Annotated in this window: 15 protein-coding genes; 4 read left to right on the top strand and 11 right to left on the bottom strand. The window is 58.7% G+C overall.

Going from position 1 to position 19333, the window contains the following annotated elements:
* Positions 1 to 53: 53 nt before the first annotated feature.
* The 3 genes from PHQ58_RS14665 to ppk2 all read right to left on the bottom strand — a co-directional run bounded on the left by PHQ58_RS14665 (position 54) and on the right by ppk2 (position 4046).
* Positions 54 to 1643 (bottom strand): methyl-accepting chemotaxis protein, encoded by a 1590-nt coding sequence (locus PHQ58_RS14665; protein ID WP_300112168.1) that lies wholly within the window; start codon positions 1641 to 1643, stop codon positions 54 to 56.
* A 148-nt stretch (positions 1644 to 1791) separates the two neighbouring features.
* Positions 1792 to 3111, bottom strand: coding sequence for a magnesium and cobalt transport protein CorA (locus PHQ58_RS14660; RefSeq protein ID WP_300112167.1), 1320 nt, complete (start codon positions 3109 to 3111; stop codon positions 1792 to 1794).
* A 17-nt stretch (positions 3112 to 3128) separates the two neighbouring features.
* A complete protein-coding gene (gene ppk2 / locus PHQ58_RS14655; protein ID WP_300112165.1) occupies positions 3129 to 4046 on the bottom strand; it encodes a polyphosphate kinase 2 in 918 nt (305 codons plus the stop codon).
* A 359-nt stretch (positions 4047 to 4405) separates the two neighbouring features.
* On the opposite strand from ppk2, the gene PHQ58_RS14650 reads away from it, so the two are divergent.
* Both PHQ58_RS14650 and PHQ58_RS14645 read left to right on the top strand, forming a co-directional pair.
* Positions 4406 to 5275, top strand: coding sequence for a UDP-2,3-diacylglucosamine diphosphatase (locus PHQ58_RS14650; RefSeq protein ID WP_300112163.1), 870 nt, complete (start codon positions 4406 to 4408; stop codon positions 5273 to 5275).
* Positions 5259 to 7031 carry an alkaline phosphatase D family protein gene (locus PHQ58_RS14645; RefSeq protein ID WP_300112161.1) on the top strand — a complete coding sequence of 591 codons (1773 nt, stop codon included), beginning with the start codon at positions 5259 to 5261 and terminating at the stop codon, positions 7029 to 7031. The genes PHQ58_RS14650 and PHQ58_RS14645 overlap by 17 nt, the downstream gene beginning before the upstream one ends.
* A gap of 182 nt (positions 7032 to 7213) precedes the next feature.
* On the opposite strand, the gene PHQ58_RS14640 is transcribed toward PHQ58_RS14645, so the two are convergent.
* Positions 7214 to 9088, bottom strand: coding sequence for an EAL domain-containing protein (locus PHQ58_RS14640; protein ID WP_300112159.1), 1875 nt, complete (start codon positions 9086 to 9088; stop codon positions 7214 to 7216).
* A gap of 208 nt (positions 9089 to 9296) precedes the next feature.
* On the opposite strand from PHQ58_RS14640, the gene PHQ58_RS14635 reads away from it, so the two are divergent.
* Complete coding sequence (locus tag PHQ58_RS14635) at positions 9297 to 10343, top strand: hypothetical protein (RefSeq protein ID WP_300112158.1); 1047 nt, start codon at positions 9297 to 9299, stop codon at positions 10341 to 10343.
* 67 nt (positions 10344 to 10410) lie between these two features.
* Complete coding sequence (locus PHQ58_RS14630) at positions 10411 to 12309, top strand: 5'-nucleotidase C-terminal domain-containing protein (RefSeq protein ID WP_300112156.1); 1899 nt, start codon at positions 10411 to 10413, stop codon at positions 12307 to 12309.
* Between the two features lie 57 nt (positions 12310 to 12366).
* Here PHQ58_RS14630 and PHQ58_RS14625 read toward each other — a convergent pair whose 3' ends face one another.
* From PHQ58_RS14625 to mnmG, 7 genes are all read right to left on the bottom strand, one after another.
* The gene (locus PHQ58_RS14625) at positions 12367 to 12681 is read right to left on the bottom strand and encodes a multidrug efflux SMR transporter (RefSeq protein WP_300112204.1); all 315 of its coding nucleotides are present in this window, start codon (positions 12679 to 12681) and stop codon (positions 12367 to 12369) included.
* Between the two features lie 23 nt (positions 12682 to 12704).
* Positions 12705 to 13448, bottom strand: a complete 744-nt coding sequence (locus PHQ58_RS14620; protein ID WP_300112154.1) for a trans-aconitate 2-methyltransferase — start codon at positions 13446 to 13448, stop codon at positions 12705 to 12707.
* A gap of 35 nt (positions 13449 to 13483) precedes the next feature.
* Positions 13484 to 14488, bottom strand: a complete 1005-nt coding sequence (locus PHQ58_RS14615; protein WP_300112152.1) for a ParB/RepB/Spo0J family partition protein — start codon at positions 14486 to 14488, stop codon at positions 13484 to 13486.
* A 14-nt stretch (positions 14489 to 14502) separates the two neighbouring features.
* Positions 14503 to 15042, bottom strand: coding sequence for an alpha/beta fold hydrolase (locus PHQ58_RS14610; protein WP_300112150.1), 540 nt, complete (start codon positions 15040 to 15042; stop codon positions 14503 to 14505).
* A gap of 66 nt (positions 15043 to 15108) precedes the next feature.
* Positions 15109 to 15885, bottom strand: coding sequence for a ParA family protein (locus PHQ58_RS14605; protein WP_300112148.1), 777 nt, complete (start codon positions 15883 to 15885; stop codon positions 15109 to 15111).
* 697 nt (positions 15886 to 16582) lie between these two features.
* Complete coding sequence (gene rsmG / locus PHQ58_RS14600; protein WP_300112146.1) at positions 16583 to 17254, bottom strand: 16S rRNA (guanine(527)-N(7))-methyltransferase RsmG; 672 nt, start codon at positions 17252 to 17254, stop codon at positions 16583 to 16585.
* The gene (gene mnmG, locus PHQ58_RS14595) at positions 17254 to 19296 is read right to left on the bottom strand and encodes a tRNA uridine-5-carboxymethylaminomethyl(34) synthesis enzyme MnmG (protein ID WP_300112144.1); all 2043 of its coding nucleotides are present in this window, start codon (positions 19294 to 19296) and stop codon (positions 17254 to 17256) included. Before mnmG ends, rsmG begins: the two co-directional genes overlap by 1 nt.
* Positions 19297 to 19333 lie beyond the last annotated feature (37 nt).

The following is a 19333-nucleotide window of genomic DNA, read 5'->3' as shown; positions in this document are numbered from 1 at the left end:
GCACTGACACCAGGGGCGAATGGCACGGTGTGGGCCATCGGCGTAACAGCTGGTCAGCGCAGGGCCAAGTCCAGCGTCGGCAGCCTGAACCGCCCTGCCACGTCCCGCAGGCCACCCGCCTGGTCCTGCAAATTTTGAGCGGCGGCTGCTGATTCTTCCATCACTGCAGCGTTTTGTTGGGTCATCTGATCCAGTTTTCCGACCGCCACGTTGATGCTTGACATGCTGCTGCTCTGGACATTACTGCCAATATGGATTTCAGCGATGGCATCAACAACCCGCCCCACAGATTCAACAATGTTGTCCATGGACGCACGCGCTTGATGCACTTTGACCGTGCCGAGCTTGATATTTCCTGCGGCGGCACCGATCAAGGCCTTGATCTCCCGGGCTGCCAGCGCCGACCGGTTGGCCAATGCACGCACTTCTGTGGCCACCACCGCAAAGCCACGCCCCTGCTCACCGGCGCGTGCCGCCTCCACTGCGGCATTAAGTGCCAGGATGTTGGTTTGAAACGCGATGCTGTCAATCACAGCGGTGATGTCCACAATCTGGCTTGACGAGCTCCGGATGTCGTCCATGGTCTGAATCACCTCGGACATGATGACGCTGCCACTGACAGCCTCCTGCGCAGCTGACTTCGCCAGTACCTCACCCCGCTCTGCCGCCTGCAAAGACGCCTCCATGGTGGCGGCAACTTCCTCAATTGAGGCTGCGGTTTGCTGAAGAAAGGACGCCGACATTTCAGTGCGGTTGGAGAAGTCGAGGTTGCCAGCAGCAATTTGCGTGGCACCTTCGGCCACACTGTGACTGGCGCCCTGCACCTGTTCCACCAGGGTGTGCAAAGAAGTTTGCATCCGGCCCAGCGCAATCAGCAGCCGGCCCGCTTCATCCCGGTCATGTCCAGCGATGCTGAAGGTCAAGTCGAGCGCGGCAACGCGGTTGGCTGTGTCCACAGCTTGCTGGATGGGCCGGGTGATGCGTCGCACCAACCAAACCACCAAAACAACCCCGAGCAACAGGGCACACAGGTTGAACAACACCAAGCCCCAACGGGCATTCAAACTCAGGCTGCTGATGTTCTGCGCTGATACATCTATGTTGGCACGCTGGGCATCGCCTAGTTGCTGCACCGCCTCCTGCAAAGCAGTGGCCGCGGGTGTGAACCGTTCAGCATAAACCCGCTCAATGTTGGCGGTCACACCACCATCACGCGCGACCGTCAGCTCCTCGCGGGCTTTGACAAATACGGTGTTGGCCTGCGTCATGCGCGCCAAAGTTGCCACATCCCCGGTTGTGGTCAACACGCTGCCCAACTTCTTCAACAAGGCATCAATCTGCAGCGTGGTCTGGTTGATCTCTGGCATCAGCGCGTCGCCAACCTGAGGCTCAGAGCTCAACGCAAATGCTTTGGACCGTGCGACGTTGACCAGAATATGGCGTTGCAAATCCCCCGCCAGGCGCTCGGTCGACATGACTGCCCCCACCATGCGCGCCGTATCGTCCGCGACCCGCTGCAGCGACCAATACCCAATGGTGGTACCCAACATGGCAACGGCCAACACCAAGGTGAGAACAAATGCGATCTGGCGGGCAAAGGAGCCGGAGGGCCCTGGCGACCTTGGCAATTTTGGGTGTGACATGAACGACTTCACTTTCGGATGGGTCAGCCTGCACGGGGCGAATGACGTTAAGACAAAGGGAAAACCCTTAGCATCTTGTGTCAGACAAGTGACGGCTTCGTGACAGCGGGCTGAGACACCCTGCCGCGTTATGGCACGGCCACGCCCTCTATTTCGCCAGCGCCACTTTTTTGACTTTGGTGTTGCGTCCCTCCAGGTGCCGCAGGCCCAGATAGGTCGTCACGCCAATCAGCCCGGCACCAACAATAAAGCCACCGTAAGCCAATGGCCAGGGAATACCTTGCGTCATCATCGAAAACTCCGACATGCCGCCCATGCCCGCCAAAATATTGATGGGAGTGAACACCACGCCCAACACCGTCAGCTGGTTAATGCGCCGGTTCTGGTTGATGTTGATGAAACCAATGGTGGCGTCCATCAGGAAGTTGATCTTGTCAAACAAAAACGAGGTGTGACTGTTTAACGAGTCGATGTTGCGCAAAATCTGCTTGGTGTCTTCTTGCTGCGCAGGCGACATGATCTTGCTGCGAATCAGGAAATTAATGGCGCGCTGGGTGTCCAGAATGTTGCCCCGAATGCGTCCATTGAGGTCTTCTTCTTCGGCGATGTCACCCAGAATGGCAGCGGCCTCTTTGTCGCTGATGGATTCGCTCAGCACCTGCCGGCCAACATTGCCCAAGGTGGCGTAAATATCCTCCAGCGAGTCCGCCGAGTACTCGACATCTGCGCCATACAGGTCCAACAACACGTCGGTGCAATCCGACACATAGCCGGGCTGGGTCCGGGCGCGGCGTCGCTGCAAGCGGAACACCGGCAGTTCTTCGTTGCGCAACGAAAACAAAATGCCCTGGTGCAATACAAACGCGACGGACACACTGCGCGAATTACCCTCGCGGTCTAGCAAAAAATTGGAGTGCAGGTGGATTTCGCCGTTTTCTTCGATGAGATAACGCGAACTCGCCTCCAGGTCGGTGACCGCGTCTGGGTCTGGCAGGGTCAGTCCAAAATGAGCGCCGACGTAACTTCGCTCGGCCTGACTGGCACCCAGCAGGTCGATCCAGAGGGGTTTGACGCCTTCAAGGTTTTTTCGCCCTTCAATGGGGATTTGCCGCAACCGCCCCTCCACCAGCACAAAGGCATTCATCTGGCTGTCATCAAAGGCGGGTTCACGGTCGCCCGCCAGCAGCTCCCGGCGGGCATCTGAAATCTCCCATAACACGTCGTTTTGCCGACCAGCTGGTATTTGCGCCCAAAGCAATTTGGCGTCCTCAACCGGCATCACTTCAAGCAAACTGCCGATCTCGCCGGCGGGCAACTGGGCCAGCAGCTTGTGCAGCTCAGCCAGATGCTGGCGCTGCACCAGGGTTTCGACAATGGCCTGGCGCGGTAGATTCTGACTGTGCACCATGTCCTCAACGCGCCTTTGCTTCTTGAGCAAATCCGTTACTTTTTCAAGAGCTGGGGTCATGTGGCAGCAGCAACGTCTCAATAAATTTCAGGCACCAGAATCTCGTTGGGCACGGGCTGACGCACATAGTCTTCATGGTGATGACGCGGTGGCAGAACAATGGGGGTGTAGTCGACTTCTTCGTAGGGAATCTGGCTTAAAAAGTGGTGAATGCAGTTGAGCCGGGCTTTTTTCTTGTCCACCGAGTTCACCACCCACCAAGGGGCTTCTGGAATATGGGTGCGCTCCAGCATGACCTCCTTGGCCTTGGTGTATTCCTCCCAGCGCTTGCGCGACTCCATATCCATGGGGCTGAGCTTCCACTGCTTGAGCGGGTCATGAATACGGCCCAGAAAGCGCAGTTGTTGCTCTTCATCGGATACGGAGAACCAGTACTTGATCAGCGTGATGCCGGAGCGCACCAGCATTTTTTCGAATTCGGGTACAGATCTGAAGAACTCTTCATACTGCTCATCGGAACAAAAACCCATGACCCGCTCAACGCCGGCGCGGTTGTACCAACTGCGGTCAAATAAAACGATTTCTCCTGCGCCAGGCAGGTGTGCCACGTAACGCTGAAAGTACCACTGGGTTTGCTCGCGCAAATTGGGCGCGGGCAAGGCAGCCACGCGACACACCCGGGGGTTAAGACGCTGCGTGATGCGTTTGATGGTGCCGCCTTTGCCGGCTGCATCGCGCCCTTCAAACAAGATGACGATTTTTTTACCGGATTTGACCACCCAGTCTTGCAGCTTGACCAGCTCGCCTTGCATGCGAAACAACTCACGGAAATACAGCTTTCGGCTGGCGCGGTATTCGTCGGAATCGGTGTCAATGCCGCTCTCAAGCATGTCGTCGAGGTTGCGGTCTTCCAGCTCCAACTCAAACTCTTCGTCGTAGTTGTCCGCCAGATCGCGCCGCAGGCGCTGAACCAGTTTGTCGTGATCTTGATCCATGTGCTGATCCTATTGGCGAGGGTTACTAAAGTGGCGGCAGGCCTGTGGCCAGCCAAAAATGAATTCAATAGCGTATTGCAGTTATGTGACACGGTTGTGACAGGAGGGCAATTCAGACCAAACAACTCCACCGCACACGAGTTGTCTGCTTTTTTATACCAAATGAGGCTCTAGCCCTTATTGATAAAGCGCAAGCAGCTATATGTTTTGATTTTTTGATGGCATGTGAACCGAGTGACTTGGCATCGCTATTTGCTTGGTTCGTCAAATCACTGACATGGTTTCGACACACCCGTGTCATGCAAGGCATTGACCATCGTGAGCTGGTGCAGGTCAGCCACCGCCACAGGAGAATACCCATGCGCGCGTTATTCAACACCTTCATTGCCAGTGACAGCGAGGCTCCCACACACGCGCACACGCGCCAGCCGGAGGCCAAGTACCGGGCGGTCTTTATTTCTGACCTGCACCTGGGCACCGCCGGCTGCCAGGCCGAGGTGCTGCTTGATTTTCTCAAGGTCTGTTCCTGCCACCACCTGTACCTGGTGGGCGACATCATTGATGGCTGGCAGCTCAAGCGGCGCTGGTTTTGGCCCGAATCACACAACGTGGTGATTCAAAAGCTGCTGCGCCAGGCGCGCAAGGGGTGCAAGATCACCTTCATTCCCGGCAACCATGACGAGTTTGCCAGGCAGTTTCTGGGCCACCAATTTGGTGGCATCGAAGTGGCCGCAGAGGCGGTGCACACCACCGCCCAGGGCAAACGCCTGTGGGTGATTCATGGCGACCAATTCGACGGTGTCATTCAGTGCGCCAAGTGGCTGGCCTACCTGGGCGACAACCTTTATGAGTTCACTCTGCGGCTGAACCGGCATTTGACCCATTGGCGTGCCCGGATGGGTTTGCCTTATTGGTCGCTGTCGGCCTACCTGAAGTTCAAGGTAAAAAAAGCCGTGATGTACGTGAACGATTTTGAGGAAGCCGTGGCACGCGCCGCCCAGCGGGCAGGCCATGACGGCGTGGTGTGCGGCCACATTCATCGCGCCGAAATACGCGACATCAACGGTGTGCTGTATTGCAACGATGGTGACTGGGTTGAAAGCTGCTCGGCACTGGTCGAGCACCACGATGGGCGACTGGAGATCGTGCACTGGGTCACGGGCGCGTCACACAAGCACGCTAAATTAAAACTCCTTCCAACTGGAGTGATCCATGAACCGTTCTTCTGACGACAGCGCTGTGCCATCGAAAAATGCCTTGACCCCATTCAGCCATGAGGCCGCCAGCACCGCTGTGCCACGTCGGCATGTGCTGAGAGTTGCCTTGGGCGGCTTTGCTGCGGTGGGCATGACCAGCTTTGGCCTGAGTGCTTGTGGCGGCAGCGACGACGCCACACCGCCCGATTTTGCTTTTGGCATCGCCAGCGGCGACCCCTTGGCTGACCGAGTGATGTTGTGGACGCACGCCCAATTTGCTGGCTTGAGCGCCGATGTGCCCATGGCCTGGGAAGTGGCCAGTGATGCCGCCTTCACAACGATCACCGCTTCAGGCAACGCCAGCGCCACAGCAGCCACCGGTCACACGGTCAAGGTCGATGCCAAAGGCCTGAGCGCGGGCAAAGACTACTACTTTCGCTTCCGCTGGGGCCAGCACAGCTCGCCCGTGGGCAAAACCCGCACCCTGCCAGCCGCAGGTGCCGCCAGCCTGGCGTTGGCCGTGCTGACGTGCAGCAACTACCCAGCGGGTTACTTTCATGCCTACGCCGAAGCTGCCAAGAGCGACGCCAAATACGCGGTGCATCTGGGTGACTTCATTTACGAATACGCTGCAGATGGGTATGCCAGTGCAGATGCAGCAAAACTTGGCCGGCTATCACAGCCCGCCACAGAATGCCTGACACTGAGCGACTACCGCAAGCGTTATGCCCAGTACCGCTCTGACCCCGACAGCAAAAATTTTCATGCCACGCTACCAGTGATTGCCGTATGGGACGACCATGAGGTGGCCAATGACACATTCAAGGACGGTGCCGAGAACCACACCGAAGGCGCAGAAGGCCGCTTCACTGACCGCCGCAACGCCGCCGTTCAGGCCTGGCACGAGTGGATGCCGGTCCGCACGCCTGACGCCAGCAACCTGCTCAAGATTTACCGCAGCTTTGACTTTGGCGGGCTCGCCGCCATGCACATGCTGGAAACCCGCCTGATTGGCCGCGACAAACAGATCACGTTCACCGATCTGATGAACCCTGCCACGGCCAGCAGCGCCATGACCACGCTGGCATCCCCCACCCGCAGCATGATGGGCGCCGAACAGCTGGGCTGGCTGCAAGGTCAACTGGCGGCATCCAAAGCGACTTGGCAGGTGCTGGGGCAACAGGTGCTGATGGCCCGCATGGCATTCCCGGTGAGTGTGCTCACTGCGCTCAACCCTGACAACACCAGTGCCGATGCCGTTGCAGCTGGTCAAAAAGCCATCAATGATTATTTGACGGCCAAAGCGACGGCGGCACAGGCCCCTGAGCTGCTGACCGACACTCAAAAAGCCTTGCTCAACCCGGCCGTGAATCCGCTGCTTGGCTACAACCTGGACGCCTGGGATGGCTACCCAGTGGAACGGGAAATTGTGCTGACCACGGCCAAACAACTGGGCAAGAAGCTGGTGGTGCTGGCGGGTGACACCCACAACGCCTGGGCCAGCCAACTGACCCTGATGGATGGCAGCGTGGTTGGCCATGAATTTGCCACCAGCAGCATCAGCTCGCCGGGTTTTGAGGAATACCTGCCCACCCTGACCCCCGACCAGTCCAAGGCCATTTTTCTGGGTGTGGTGAACGACCTGAAATATGCCGACACCTCACGCCGTGGCTTCATGCTGATGCGCTTCACGCCCGCACAGGCCACTGCCACCTGGCACTTCGTCAGCACCGTCAAGTCACGCAGCTATGCCGTTGATGCCAGCGCGACGCTCAGTTACAGCGCGTGATGTTGTTCCTGCCAGCCATGTGACTGGGCCCATCTGAAGCACGTCGGTAGGCCTTGCAAGGCCTGCCTGCCCTTCACCGGCCCACGGCTCCAGCCACACTGGCTGGCGACCAGAATGCTATGCTTATGGTAGCTGCTTACGCTTTATTCATAAGCTCTAGAGGCTATAAATCTATATATTTATCATACGGACAGGCGCGCGCCATGGTGCTCATTCATGGCAAAACCACCGTGTGATTTTTTAGCCGCATGCTTGGCAGCAGCGGCGGCGTTGGCCACTTGCTCTGCATTTTTGAAGCACCCCGGGCGCACCTGAACGGCACCGATGGACAGGGTTGTCAAAGGGAAGACCTGCATGAAGCCTTGCCGGTCTTCGGCCTCGATGCCCCCCTCCAGGCGATCAGCTTCATCAAACAGCATGGCGGCTTGGGCGTTGAATTCTTCGATCATGTGGTGGCAGTGGTCCGCCCAATTGGCGCTTTGAAAGACCACGATGAAATCGTCGCCACCCACATGGCCCAGAAAATCGCGGCGCTCTTCAATGTGACCGGAGGCCACTTTGGCCACCAGGCGAATCATTTCATCGCCACGCCAGTAGCCGTACCGGTCGTTGAACGACTTGAAGTGGTTCAAGTCAAGGTAGCCCACCACAAACTCGGTGCCGCGCGCCAGCATGCGGTCAATGTGCTCGGTGATGGGGATGTTGCCAGGCAAAAACGTGAGCGGATTGGCGTGGCGCGCCGCTTCAATACGCGTCTCAGTGACTGACTTGACGATCTGGTCACCCCGGCACAGGCCGCGGTAGCGGCCGTTTTCGACCACGATGAATCCGTCATTCAGGTAGCGCTGGTCATCTGAGGTCAGGATGCCCAGCAGGTCGTCAATGTTGTGCTTGTTTTCAATCAGGCGCGGCTGCATGTTGGCCCATTGCAGACAGGGCTTGCTGCCCCACAACTCACGGTAGTAAAGCTTGCTGTAGTAGTTCAGAAAGTTCACCCGGTTGATGATGCCAATGGGGCGATCGCCCACCACCATGGGCAACGCATGCAGGTGCGGATATTTTAAAAATAGCTCGGCCACCTGGTCGTTGTGGGTACTGGCCTCTATGGTGGGCGCCTGCATGATCGTCAAACGGTCAAAGATGTTGGCCTGCGCGCCTTGCCTGACCTCGGGGTAAACCGCCACCTGGCGATTGACCACCACCGCAACGGCCTCTGGTTGCACCGCCGTGCGGGGTGTGTCACCGGGGCGCGCCAGTAGGTAGCCTTGGCCATAGGTGATGCCCAGGTCGCGCAGCAGGCGCAAGTCATCGGCTGTTTCAATGCCTTCGGCGACCAGTTCTGCGTCAAAAATGTCGGCAATTTTTTGCAGGGCCTGGATGGTTTTCACCTTGTCGGTGTGGGTGCTGAGGTTTTTGGTGAAGTACTTGTCGATCTTGACCACCTCGGGGCGCACCTCTGACCAAAGCCGCAAGCTGGAGCGACCATCACCAAAATCGTCAAGGGCAATCTGGATACCGAGCTGGCGCACGGCTTTGGCCGCCTCAACCAGCGCCGGCATGTCCAGCACGCGTTCATGTTCAGTGATCTCCAGCACCAGTTGGCGGCTAGCGATGCCCCAGCGACGAAGCAGGCGCATCACAGGCTGCAGTCCGCCCTCTTTGATCAAACGTATCAGCGACTGTGCGCTGATGTTGACAAACAGGCGCCCGCGCTGCTTCAGCTCACCCCAGCGCTGCAAGATCACCACCAGGCAGGCTACTTCCAACTCAAAATTCAATGCCTCTTCACTGGCTTGCGCAAACAAGGCATCCGGCGTGTAAAGACCGCCTGCGTCCGGCCCGCGAATCAAGGCCTCATGGGCATACACCGAACCATCGGTCAGCATGGCAATGGGCTGAAACAAGGGATAAAGCCGGCGCTGGGCGATGATCTGGCCAATGGTGCTGTCAAGGACCAGCTGCTGCGTCGGCGCGTGCGCTGAATAGAGTCGAACGGGTGACAACACCGGCACGCTGTGCAGCTTGGGTGGAGAGGAGACGTGAAGGGTAAGTGGCATGGTGGTCTTGAGGGTCTGGGTGGCATTGACTGCACGGGTTCAGCCAGATTTCTTCTTCAGGGTAAGTCACCGGTGTGAAACTGATGTGACAAATCGCCCTGGTCCGCGCGGTGCAGCCTGTCGCTGGTTTGTCACAGGGTTGTCACGGTCTTGTCACCCTGCAGGCCTACGCTCATTGGCTTGTCTCGACCTCCAAAGGATTCAATCAATGAAATCGTCTTCCGTTTACCGCGCCGCCACGGGCGCCTGCCTGGCACTGACCTTGACCGCTTGTGCCAACATCGGGGGACAGGGCACCGAGCACGCGCCCGCTGCTAGCGGCTACAGCTTCGGCCTGTGGGGTGACATGCCTTACAAAAAAGCGGGTGACCAACCCAAGCTGCCCGCTGTGCTGCAAAGCATCAACGCCTCAGACATTGCGTTTTCGCTGTATGACGGCGACATCAAGGACGGTAGCTCGCAGTGCACCAATGACATCTACACCGATGCGCTGACCATGCTCAACACCATGAAAAAGCCCGTGGTGTATGTGCCCGGAGACAACGAATGGACCGACTGCCACCGCACCAACAATGGCAACATGGACCCGCTGGAGCGCCTGGCGCACATCCGCAAGGTGATGTTCCCCAGCACCCGCTCGCTCGGCCAAACGACGCTGCCGCTGGAACATCAGGGCAAGCCAGGAGAAGCCTATGTGGAAAACACCCGCTTCTCTTACGGCCCGGTCATGTTTGCCGGCTTCAATGTGCCCGGCAGCAACAACAACCACATTGCCACACCCAAGCAATGCACCGACAAGAGCAAGCGCACGCCAGCCGACTGCGACAAAGCCGTGGCCGAGTTCCAGGCGCGTGACACGGCCAACATCACCTGGCTGAAAGATACCTTTGCCAAGGCCCGCGACAGCCAGGCCAAAGGCGTCGTGCTGGTGGTCCAGGGCGAACCTGGCTTTGACGTGCCAGAAACCGAGGAGGTGGATGAAAGCCTGGCACCCGAGGTGAGCGGCTACCGTGCCTTCATGACTGCCGTGACCCAAGAGACCGAGCGTTTCAACGGCCAGGTGCTGTTTGTGCATGGCGACATGCACGTGTTCATGGTGGACAAACCACTGTACCGGCCACTCAATCCCCTGCTGAACTTCACCCGCCTGGGCACCTTTGGCAGCCCATCCTTGCATTGGGTCAAGGTCACGGTGAATCCGGCCAACCCCAACCTGTTCCAGATTGACCCGGTGGTGGTCAAGCACACCAACTAAGGACCCATGGCGCTGCTTCAGGGCAGCACCCAAGGCCACACGATCTTCAACTTCACCCAACTTAGCCATGCAACTCAACACTTTCAAACGCAGCCTTTTGGGCACAAGTACCGCCGCCATGTTTGGCCTGATGCTGTCTGCCTGTGGTGGCAGCGACACCCTGGCCCCACCCAGCTTCAAGGCAATCGAGCTCAACATTGCGCACATCAACGACCACCACTCGAACCTGGATGCAACAGGGGCGTTCCAGCTCAAACTCGACGGCATCGACACCCAGGTGGACATTGGCGGCTTTGCCCGCCAGACAGCGCTGTTCAAATCGCTGGCCAGCACCCCCAATTTACTCAAACTGCATGCGGGTGATGCCATCACCGGGTCGCTTTACTACACGTTTTTCAAGGGCGCTGCCGATGCGCAAATGATGAACACAATCTGCTTTGATGCCTTCACGCTGGGCAACCATGAGTTTGACGATGGTGACGCCGTCACGGCCAGCTTTCTGGACGAATTGGCCAAGGGCACTTGCGCCACGCCCACCCCGACCCTGAGCGCCAATGTGCTGCCGCAACTCGGCACGCCACTGGCCCCGAGCTCCGGCAAGATCTACCTCAAGCCCTACACCGTGAAGACGATTGACGGCGTGCCGGTGGGCATCATTGGCTTGGCCACGGGCGCCAAAACCAGCAATTCATCACGCCCCCTGGCCACCACCCAGTTCCTCGACGAAGCCACCGCCACGCAGAAAGCCATTGATGAGCTCAAGGCCAAAGGCATTCGCCACATTGTGCTGTTGAGCCATTTTGGTTTTGACAACGACAAGGCGCTGGCGGCCAAACTCACCGACCTGGATGTGATCATCGACGGCGACTCGCACACCTTGTTGGGAGACTTTTCTGCCCAGGGCCTGAGCAGCGGCGGCAGCTACCCCACGCTGGTCAATAACAAGGACGGCGCCACTGTGTGCATCGGTCAGGCCTGGGAATACACCAAGGCCTTTGGCCTGATGAACGTCAAGTTCAACACAACGGGCGCGGTCAGCCAATGTGGCGGTCAGGCATCGCTGGTGCTGGGTGACAACTTCAAGCGTCAAGTGGTGGGAACAGACGGCAAGACCACTTGGCAAGCCATGGCCGATGCGGACAAAGCCACGCTGATCGGCAAACTGGCCCAGCAGTCGGCGGTCAAGGTGGTCACGCCTGATACCAACGCCACACAGGTGCTGGCCAGTTTCAGCGACAAAGTCGTACAAGCCAAAGCGCAGCTGATTGGCACCAGCGCGGTTGACTTGTGCCTGGTGCGTGTGCCCGGTGACACCACCGACAACCGCAGCGGCGGCATTGCCGCTTGCGCCACCGCAAACACGCTGGCGCGTGGCAGTGACATCTCGCAAGTGGTGGCCGACGCCTTCTTGTACCAGGCCAAACGCTCGGACTTTGCATTGCAAAACGGCGGTGGCGTGCGGGTGTCGGTGGCAGCGGGTGCGCTGAGCATGAACACCGCGTTCACCGTGCTGCCGTTCACCAATGTGATCGTCGAGCTTGACATCAGTGGCACTCAAGTGGTTGCTGCCCTGGAAGATGCGGTTTCGAACGTGGTGGACAACGGCAACACCGGCCCCTACCCCTATGCGGCGGGTTTGCGCTGGGATGTGGACATGAGCAAGGCCAAAGGGCAGCGTCTGAGCAATGTGCAAGTACGCAGCAAAACCAGCGGCACCTGGAGCGCCATTGAGCCCGCCAAAACCTACATTCTGGCCACCAACGACTTCATCGCGGCCGGGCAAGACGGCTACACCACGCTGGGCCAGATCTACAAGGCTGGCAAGTATGTGAACACCTATTTGCTCTACACGCAAAGCTTTGTGGACTATGTCAAGGCCAAAGGCAGCATCAGCCGCCCGGCCCGCAGTGACTATTCCAACCAGAAGGTCATCACCAAAGCTGGCGTTGCCCTGGCGCTGGATTAAGCCGAGGGTCTTGAGCCCACTGCAGCGCGCTTACCCGGCGATGCCGTGGTGTGCACGTCAGGCCCACACGTTGAGTACCAGCACGCCCAACACGATCAGGCCAATGCCCAGCCAGGCGGCGGGGCTCAAGGCTTGGTCAAATAGCCACCAGCTTACCAGTGAGATCAGCACAATGCCCACGCCCGACCAGATGGCGTAAACCACGCCCACTGGAATGGAGCGCTGGGTGAGCGACAGGCAATACAGCGAAACCGCATAACCACAGGCCGCACCAATCGATGGCCACAAGCGGGTGAAGCCGTCAGAAGCCTTGAGGGATGAGGTGGCCAGCACCTCGGTGACGATGGCAATGGACAGCAGCAGCCATGGCATCCATTTGGCGGAAACTCCCATCATTAGCCCTCCTTGTCTGTCAATGGCAGGCGGTAAACCCAAACGGGTTTGCCCTGGGCCGGGTTCAACACGGCAAATGGCTTGAGCGCCAGCGCTTCGAACTCAAGGCTCACCAAATACGCGCCGGCCTTGAGTTCTGCGCGCGCTTTGGCCACGGCACGCGGCATGCTCTCAGGGCGCTGAAACAGGTAAACCATGTCATAGCCCGACCAATCGGCCGCCCAGATGTCGCCCTGGCGCACGCGCGCCCACGGGCAGCGCAAGGCACATAGCGCGCGCAGCGGCCAACTCCATTCAATGCCGCTGAGTTGAGCGTTTGGGTACACGTTGCGCAAGGCTTTCAAGCCATCGCCCAAGCCACAACCCGCATCCAAAATAGTAGCGCCTTGCGCAATAGGTAAAAGGGCTGCAAGGTCTTTTAATGCATTTTTTGGTGTGGGAAACAAGGGCGCGTCACGCCAGGCATTGATGGGGTAAATCAACAGCAGCACCAGCAAAGGCAGCAGCCAGGTCCAAGCCGGCAAGGTGGCCGCCTGGGTCAGCAGCAGTGACAGCGGGAAGCCCAGCCCGATCATCAACCGCCGCCACCAGGTGTCGCCAGCCAAGCTGGCTGCAATGCCTGAGGCACTGGCCGCGCCAAGCGCCAGATTGGCGTCGATGCCCCAACGCGGCAGCCCGACATACAAGGCCCAAGCTGCGCCCCAGACCAGCACGGCAGGCAGTGGCCAGCGCAGTTTCAGAGGCATCTGGCGAAGTCGGAGCGGCTCGAGTCAACAACGCGTCAGCGAACGACCGCGCCACGCAGCTTGTCGATCAGGCCGTTGAGCTCGTCGAGCGAGCCAAACTGGATGCTGAGCTCACCCATTTCTTCCATGCGCCCGTGGCGTTTGGCACGTTTTTTCACCCGCACTTCCACTTGGGCCATGAGCAGGTCTGAGAGTTCTTCTTCGACCCGCTTCATGTCCCCCGACTTGTCTTTTTTGGGTTTGGAGGCCACCAATGAAAACTCGGCGCTGAGCTTTTTCACCAGGCTCTCAGCCTCGCGCACCGACATTTTTTTGGCGGCGATCTGGTTGGCAGCGGTGATTTGCGTGGCCCGGTCCAGACTGAGCAGCGCACGCGCATGGCCCATGTCGACGTCACCGGCCATCAGCATGGTTTGTACCGGCTCGGCCAGGTTCAGCAGGCGCAGCAGGTTACTGGTGGCACTGCGCGAACGCCCTACCGCCTGGGCTGCGCTCTCGTGCGTGAGGCCAAATTCCTTGATCAGGCGCTGCACGCCTTGCGCTTCTTCCAGCGGGTTGAGGTCTTCGCGCTGGATGTTTTCAATGAGCGCCATGGCCGCAGCAGCCTCGTTGGGCACGTCGCGCACCAGCACGGGCACGCTGTCCAGGCCAGCCAATTTGGCGGCACGAAAGCGCCGCTCGCCAGCAATGATTTCATAAACCGGGCGCACCGCGCCACCGCCACTGGTGCCGCTGGTGAAGTCTGGCGACTGTTGTGCACGCTTGAGTTCAGAATCGGCTTCGCTTAAACGGCGCACCAGAATCGGCTGCATGATGCCTTGCACCTTGATGGATTCGGCCAGCTCGTACAACGCACCCTCGTCCATGCGGGTGCGCGGCTGATATTGCCCAGCCACCATGTCGGTCAGCAACAACGAGGAAGGCACGCCGCTGTTGGCTGGGTTGGCGGGGCTGCCGTCCAGCCCGAGCGACTCATCCACCGTGGGGCCTAACAAGGCTTCCAGACCGCGGCCCAAGCCTTTGAGTTTTTTTGTGACCATGACTTTTCTCCCAATTAACCTTGAATCAGTTCATTCAGCAGTGCCTGCCCCTGCGCCCAGTCACCCAGGCCAGAATCCGCATTGATGTGCCCCGCAGCACCGGCATCGACCAGCACCGAGCCCCAGGCGGCGGCAAAAAATTGCGCGCGCTCAAAGCTGCAGTAAGGGTCGTCTTGGCTGGCGACCAGCGTGCTTTTGAACGGCAAGGGCTGCAGCGGGATCGGTGACCAACTGGTCAGCACCGGGCGCAACGCCTCACGTTCAACATCACCGGGGGCCACCAGCAGCGCAGCTTTGACACGGTGGGCGTTGCGACTGTGTGATGCCCATGCCGCCACCAGCACGCAGCCCAGGCTGTGCGCCACCAGCACCACGGGCTCAGTCGTAGACAGCACCACGTCTTCCAGACGGGCAATCCAGTCACCGCGCAACGGGCGCAGCCAGTCATGCTGGTCAACCCGCTGAAACCCTTGCCGGGCCTGCCACAGGCTTTGCCAGTGCTGTGGGCCAGAGCCTTGCCAGCCCGGCAAGATGAGCACGTTCTGAGATTTCATGTCTATGAATTAAGTAGCTGTTAGCGCAGGTAACACGGGGGCCAGAGGCCAATTTGGCATTATTTTTTAAATGCGGTCAACCATCTCTTTGGCAAACGCCACAAACGCCTGCGCACCCTTGCTGGCGGGGTCAAACACCACGCCCGGCACACCGTAGCTGGGCGCCTCCGCCAGGCGCACATTACGCGGAATCACGGTGTTGAACACCTTGTCGGCGAAACGCGCCTTGAGTTGCTCGCTCACCTGCTGCTGCAAGGTGATGCGTGGGTCAAACATCACACGCAGCAGGCCGATGATGGCCAGGTCTTTGTTGAGGTTGGCGTGCACTTGCTTGATGGTGTTGACCAAATCAGCCAGACCTTCGAGCGCAAAGTATTCGCACTGCATCGGCACGATCACGCCATTGGCGCAGCACAGGCCATTGAGCGTGAGCATCGACAGGCTGGGCGGGCAGTCAATCAGGACAAAGTCGTAATCGGCATCGACCTGGGCCAGCGCGGTTTTAAGGCGCTTTTCACGGCGCTCCAGTTCAACCATCTCAACCTCAGCCCCAGCCAGTTCGCGGTTGGCACCCAAAATGTCATAACTGCAACCGGCATCCACCAACTTGCTGCTTTGCACGCGGGCCTCGGCCACTGAGGCTGATTCCAGCAACACGTCATACACGGTGAGCGCGAGTTTGCGTTTGTCCACGCCCGAACCCATGGTGGCGTTGCCCTGCGGGTCCAGGTCAACCATCAACACCCGCTGCCCCGCCTTGGCCAAACCTGCAGCCAAATTGACCGTGGTGGTGGTTTTACCCACGCCGCCCTTTTGGTTGGCGATGCAGAAGATTTTGGCCATGAGGTGCTTACTTTTTCGGAGGGTTAGGGGCTTGTTTCACGTGAAACATGGGCGTTAGTGTAATTGGGCAGAAACGCGTTGAATTTTGGCTGCGCCAGAGGTCTGGGCCCTCTCTTGTTTGAAAGCCTTATTTGGTCGGACTTTGGGCGCTTGGTTTGGCAACGCCGTGGCTTTCCCCCACTCTCACCCCAACCCTTTCTCGCCCCGCCGGGCGAGAAAGGGAGCTAACAGCCGTATTTGGTCGCGTGTTTTTAGATGAGACGTACCAGCCAGTCTGGCTTGTAGGCGGCGGGTTTGCCGGCCCTCTTTGGAAAGTGATATTGAGAGTGGTCGGTAGTAAAGCACCTTGTTTTGACATGGGGTGCAGCGACGGCCAAGGGTGGCATTCAAAGAGATGTGGTGTTGAATGTTGGCGGTTAGCGCTTTCAGGGTCGGGCCTCAACAAACCTTCATCGCGCCCACTATGTACTTACGCATGCAGAATGCGCAACACCTGAAAATTCTTGTTGGCCAAACGCCTTGCACGTCATCCGTAAAAAGCGTTGGCCAAATACGGCTGTTAAGCTCCCTTTCTCGCCCGGCGGGGCGAGAAAGGGTTGGGGAGAGAGTGGGGCCAAACCTCAACATTCGCTAACTGCAACATTGAAAAAACCAAGGTTACCGGCAGGCATCCAGATCCAGGCCAGAACCCAGATAACTAAACCCGCAGACTCCCCGCGAGCCGCAGCCAAAGCAAACACCGCTCAGCCCCCAAGCCCGGCACCACAAGTTGTTCCACGTGAAACACATCAACGTCCGCCGGCAACGCCGCCAACTCTTCAGCAGGATGCTTGCCCTTCATCGCCATCCACACACCCTGCTCCGCCAATGCCTGGCGTGACCAGTTGGTAAAGTCCAGCAACGAGGCAAAGGCCCGCGAACTGACCACCTGGTATTTGTCGGTCAACTGCTCAACCCGGGCATGCACGCCGCGCAGATTGGGCAGCTTGAGCGTGACGGCCGCCTGTTGAATAAACGCCGCCTTCTTACCGACCGTGTCGACACAATCCACCCGAACGTCCGGGCAACAAAGGGCAATCACCACTCCGGGCAAGCCGGCACCAGAGCCCACATCCAGCAAACGCGGCGCCACACTTGCATCTGAAGACAGGCTCGCCAACTGGCGGCGCAGCGGCGCAATCACCGCTAAGCTGTCGAGCAAATGGTGCGTGAGCATTTCGTCAGGGTCTCGCACCGCCGTCAGGTTATAGACCTTGGTCCACTTCTGGATCAGTGCCAAATAGGACAGCAATGCTGCCACTTGCGCGTCACTCAAAGCCAGGTCTAGTTCTGCCAACCCGGCGCGCAGTTTGGGTTCGAGCGTTTGCATCAGACCCCTGCACTTTCAGACACCGCACGCTCGAACCCCTTGAACTTGGTTTTCTTCAGGTGAATGGTCAGCAGCGAAATACTCGCCGGTGTGATGCCAGAGATGCGCGAGGCCTGGCCCAAGGTCTCGGGCTTGTGGCGGTTCAACTTTTGCCGCGCCTCAATGCTTAAGGCCGTCACTTGCAGGTAATCCAGGTCTTGCGGCAGCCGCAGGTTTTCATAATGGGCGGCTCGCACCACATCGTCTTTCTGGCGGGTGATATAGCCCGAATATTTGGAAGCAATTTCAACCTGCTCAATCACCGAAGCGGCCAGCGCCGCGGCTGGTGACAGCACACCTGTTTCACGTGAAACACCCACCGGCAATTCAGCCGTGGCGTATTTGCCACCGTTCAAAGACATCAAGGACTCGTAGTTCACATCCGGTCGGCGCAGCAATTCGGCTAGGTTGTATTCATGGTCAATGGCTTTGCCAAGGACCCGCTCCGCCTCAGCAATGTCCAGGTTTTTGGGGCTCACCCAAATGCTGCGCAAGCGTTCTGTTTCACGTGAAACAGCGTCGCGTTTCTGGTTGAATGCCGTCCAACGGGCATCATCAACCAAGCCCAGTTGCCGCCCTACTTCCGTCAGGCGGGCATCGGCATTGTCTTCACGCAGTTGCAGCCGGAACTCAGCCCGGCTGGTGAACATGCGGTAAGGCTCAGTCACGCCTTGGGTGATCAGGTCATCTACCAGCACACCCAGGTAAGCCTGGTCGCGCGCTGGCAGCCAGGTGTCTCCGGCAAACGAGATAGCACCAGCGGCACTGGCTGCTGCGTTGCCACCACCCGCAGCCCTCACCTGAAGCGCCGCGTTAATGCCGGCAAATAAGCCTTGGGCAGCCGCCTCCTCATAACCGGTGGTGCCGTTGATCTGACCGGCAAAAAACAAGCCGTTGATGACCTTGGTTTCGAAGCTGTTTTTGAGTTGGGTCGGGTCAAAGTAGTCGTATTCGATGGCGTAACCAGGCCGCAAAATATGCGCGTTTTCCAGCCCCGGCATGGAACGCACCAGCGCGTACTGAATGTCAAACGGCAAGCTGGTGCTGATGCCATTGGGGTAGTACTCGTGGGTGGTCAAGCCTTCTGGTTCCAGAAAAATCTGGTGGCTGTCTTTGTCGGCAAAGCGATTGATCTTGTCTTCCACGCTCGGGCAATAACGCGGGCCAATGCCTTCAATCTTGCCGGTGAACATCGGGCTACGGTCGAACCCGCTGCGAATGATGTCGTGGGTGCGCTCGTTGGTGTGGGTGATCCAACACGACATTTGCTGAGGGTGCTGCTCGGGTCGGCCCATGAAGCTGAACACAGGCACCACCGGACTCATGCCACCGGGCATGCCGTCGCCGGGCTGCTCGGTGCACTTACTGAAGTCGATCGACCGGCCATCCAGGCGCGGTGGCGTGCCAGTTTTAAGGCGACCTTGCGGCAACTTCAATTCTTTCAAGCGTGCGCTCAATGACACCGCAGGCGGGTCACCAGCGCGCCCGGCCGCGTAGTTGTTCATGCCCACATGGATCTTGCCATCCAAAAAAGTGCCGGCCGTCAACACCACCGTGCTGCCACTGAACCGAATGCCGACCTGCGTCACCGCCCCCACCACGCGGTCGCCTTCAACCATCAGGTCATCCACGGCTTGCTGAAAAAGCCATAGATTGGGCTGGTTTTCCAGTCGGCGGCGAATGGCTGCCTTGTACAAAATGCGATCGGCCTGGGCGCGGGTGGCACGCACCGCCGGACCTTTTGAAGAATTGAGAATGCGAAACTGGATGCCGCCCTCATCGGTAGCTGCCGCCATGGCACCACCGAGCGCATCGACCTCCTTGACCAGATGGCCTTTGCCGATGCCGCCAATCGACGGGTTGCAGCTCATTTGCCCCAAGGTTTCAATGTTGTGGCTCAGCAGCAAGGTTTTGCAACCCATGCGGGCGGCGGCCAGCGCTGCCTCAGTGCCGGCATGGCCGCCGCCAACGACGATCACGTCGAAATGTTGTGGATAAAGCATGGTGGTCAATCGGTAAATGGCGGGGCAAGAACAGCTC

The sequence above is a fragment of the Rhodoferax sp. genome, from assembly GCF_028688795.1.
GTDB lineage: Bacteria > Pseudomonadota > Gammaproteobacteria > Burkholderiales > Burkholderiaceae_C > Rhodoferax.
Note: the sequence above shows the minus strand (reverse complement) of the source record. Positions and strands in the feature narration are given on the sequence as shown.

Bases quoted from the DNA above. Each gene is read 5' to 3' on its own strand.
- PHQ58_RS14635 (WP_300112158.1), top strand. From the start codon at position 9,297: ATGAAATCGTCTTCCGTTTACCGCGCCGCCACGGGCGCCTGCCTGGCA.
- PHQ58_RS14625 (WP_300112204.1), bottom strand. From the start codon at position 12,681: ATGCCATGGCTGCTGCTGTCCATTGCCATCGTCACCGAGGTGCTGGCC.
- PHQ58_RS14640 (WP_300112159.1), bottom strand. From the start codon at position 9,088: ATGCCACTTACCCTTCACGTCTCCTCTCCACCCAAGCTGCACAGCGTG.
- ppk2 (WP_300112165.1), bottom strand. From the start codon at position 4,046: ATGGATCAAGATCACGACAAACTGGTTCAGCGCCTGCGGCGCGATCTG.
- PHQ58_RS14665 (WP_300112168.1), bottom strand. From the start codon at position 1,643: ATGTCACACCCAAAATTGCCAAGGTCGCCAGGGCCCTCCGGCTCCTTT.
- PHQ58_RS14610 (WP_300112150.1), bottom strand. From the start codon at position 15,042: ATGAAATCTCAGAACGTGCTCATCTTGCCGGGCTGGCAAGGCTCTGGC.
- PHQ58_RS14605 (WP_300112148.1), bottom strand. From the start codon at position 15,885: ATGGCCAAAATCTTCTGCATCGCCAACCAAAAGGGCGGCGTGGGTAAA.
- PHQ58_RS14620 (WP_300112154.1), bottom strand. From the start codon at position 13,448: ATGCCTCTGAAACTGCGCTGGCCACTGCCTGCCGTGCTGGTCTGGGGC.
- PHQ58_RS14660 (WP_300112167.1), bottom strand. From the start codon at position 3,111: ATGACCCCAGCTCTTGAAAAAGTAACGGATTTGCTCAAGAAGCAAAGG.
- rsmG (WP_300112146.1), bottom strand. From the start codon at position 17,254: ATGCAAACGCTCGAACCCAAACTGCGCGCCGGGTTGGCAGAACTAGAC.
- mnmG (WP_300112144.1), bottom strand. From the start codon at position 19,296: ATGCTTTATCCACAACATTTCGACGTGATCGTCGTTGGCGGCGGCCAT.
- PHQ58_RS14645 (WP_300112161.1), top strand. From the start codon at position 5,259: ATGAACCGTTCTTCTGACGACAGCGCTGTGCCATCGAAAAATGCCTTG.
- PHQ58_RS14630 (WP_300112156.1), top strand. From the start codon at position 10,411: ATGCAACTCAACACTTTCAAACGCAGCCTTTTGGGCACAAGTACCGCC.
- PHQ58_RS14615 (WP_300112152.1), bottom strand. From the start codon at position 14,488: ATGGTCACAAAAAAACTCAAAGGCTTGGGCCGCGGTCTGGAAGCCTTG.
- PHQ58_RS14650 (WP_300112163.1), top strand. From the start codon at position 4,406: ATGCGCGCGTTATTCAACACCTTCATTGCCAGTGACAGCGAGGCTCCC.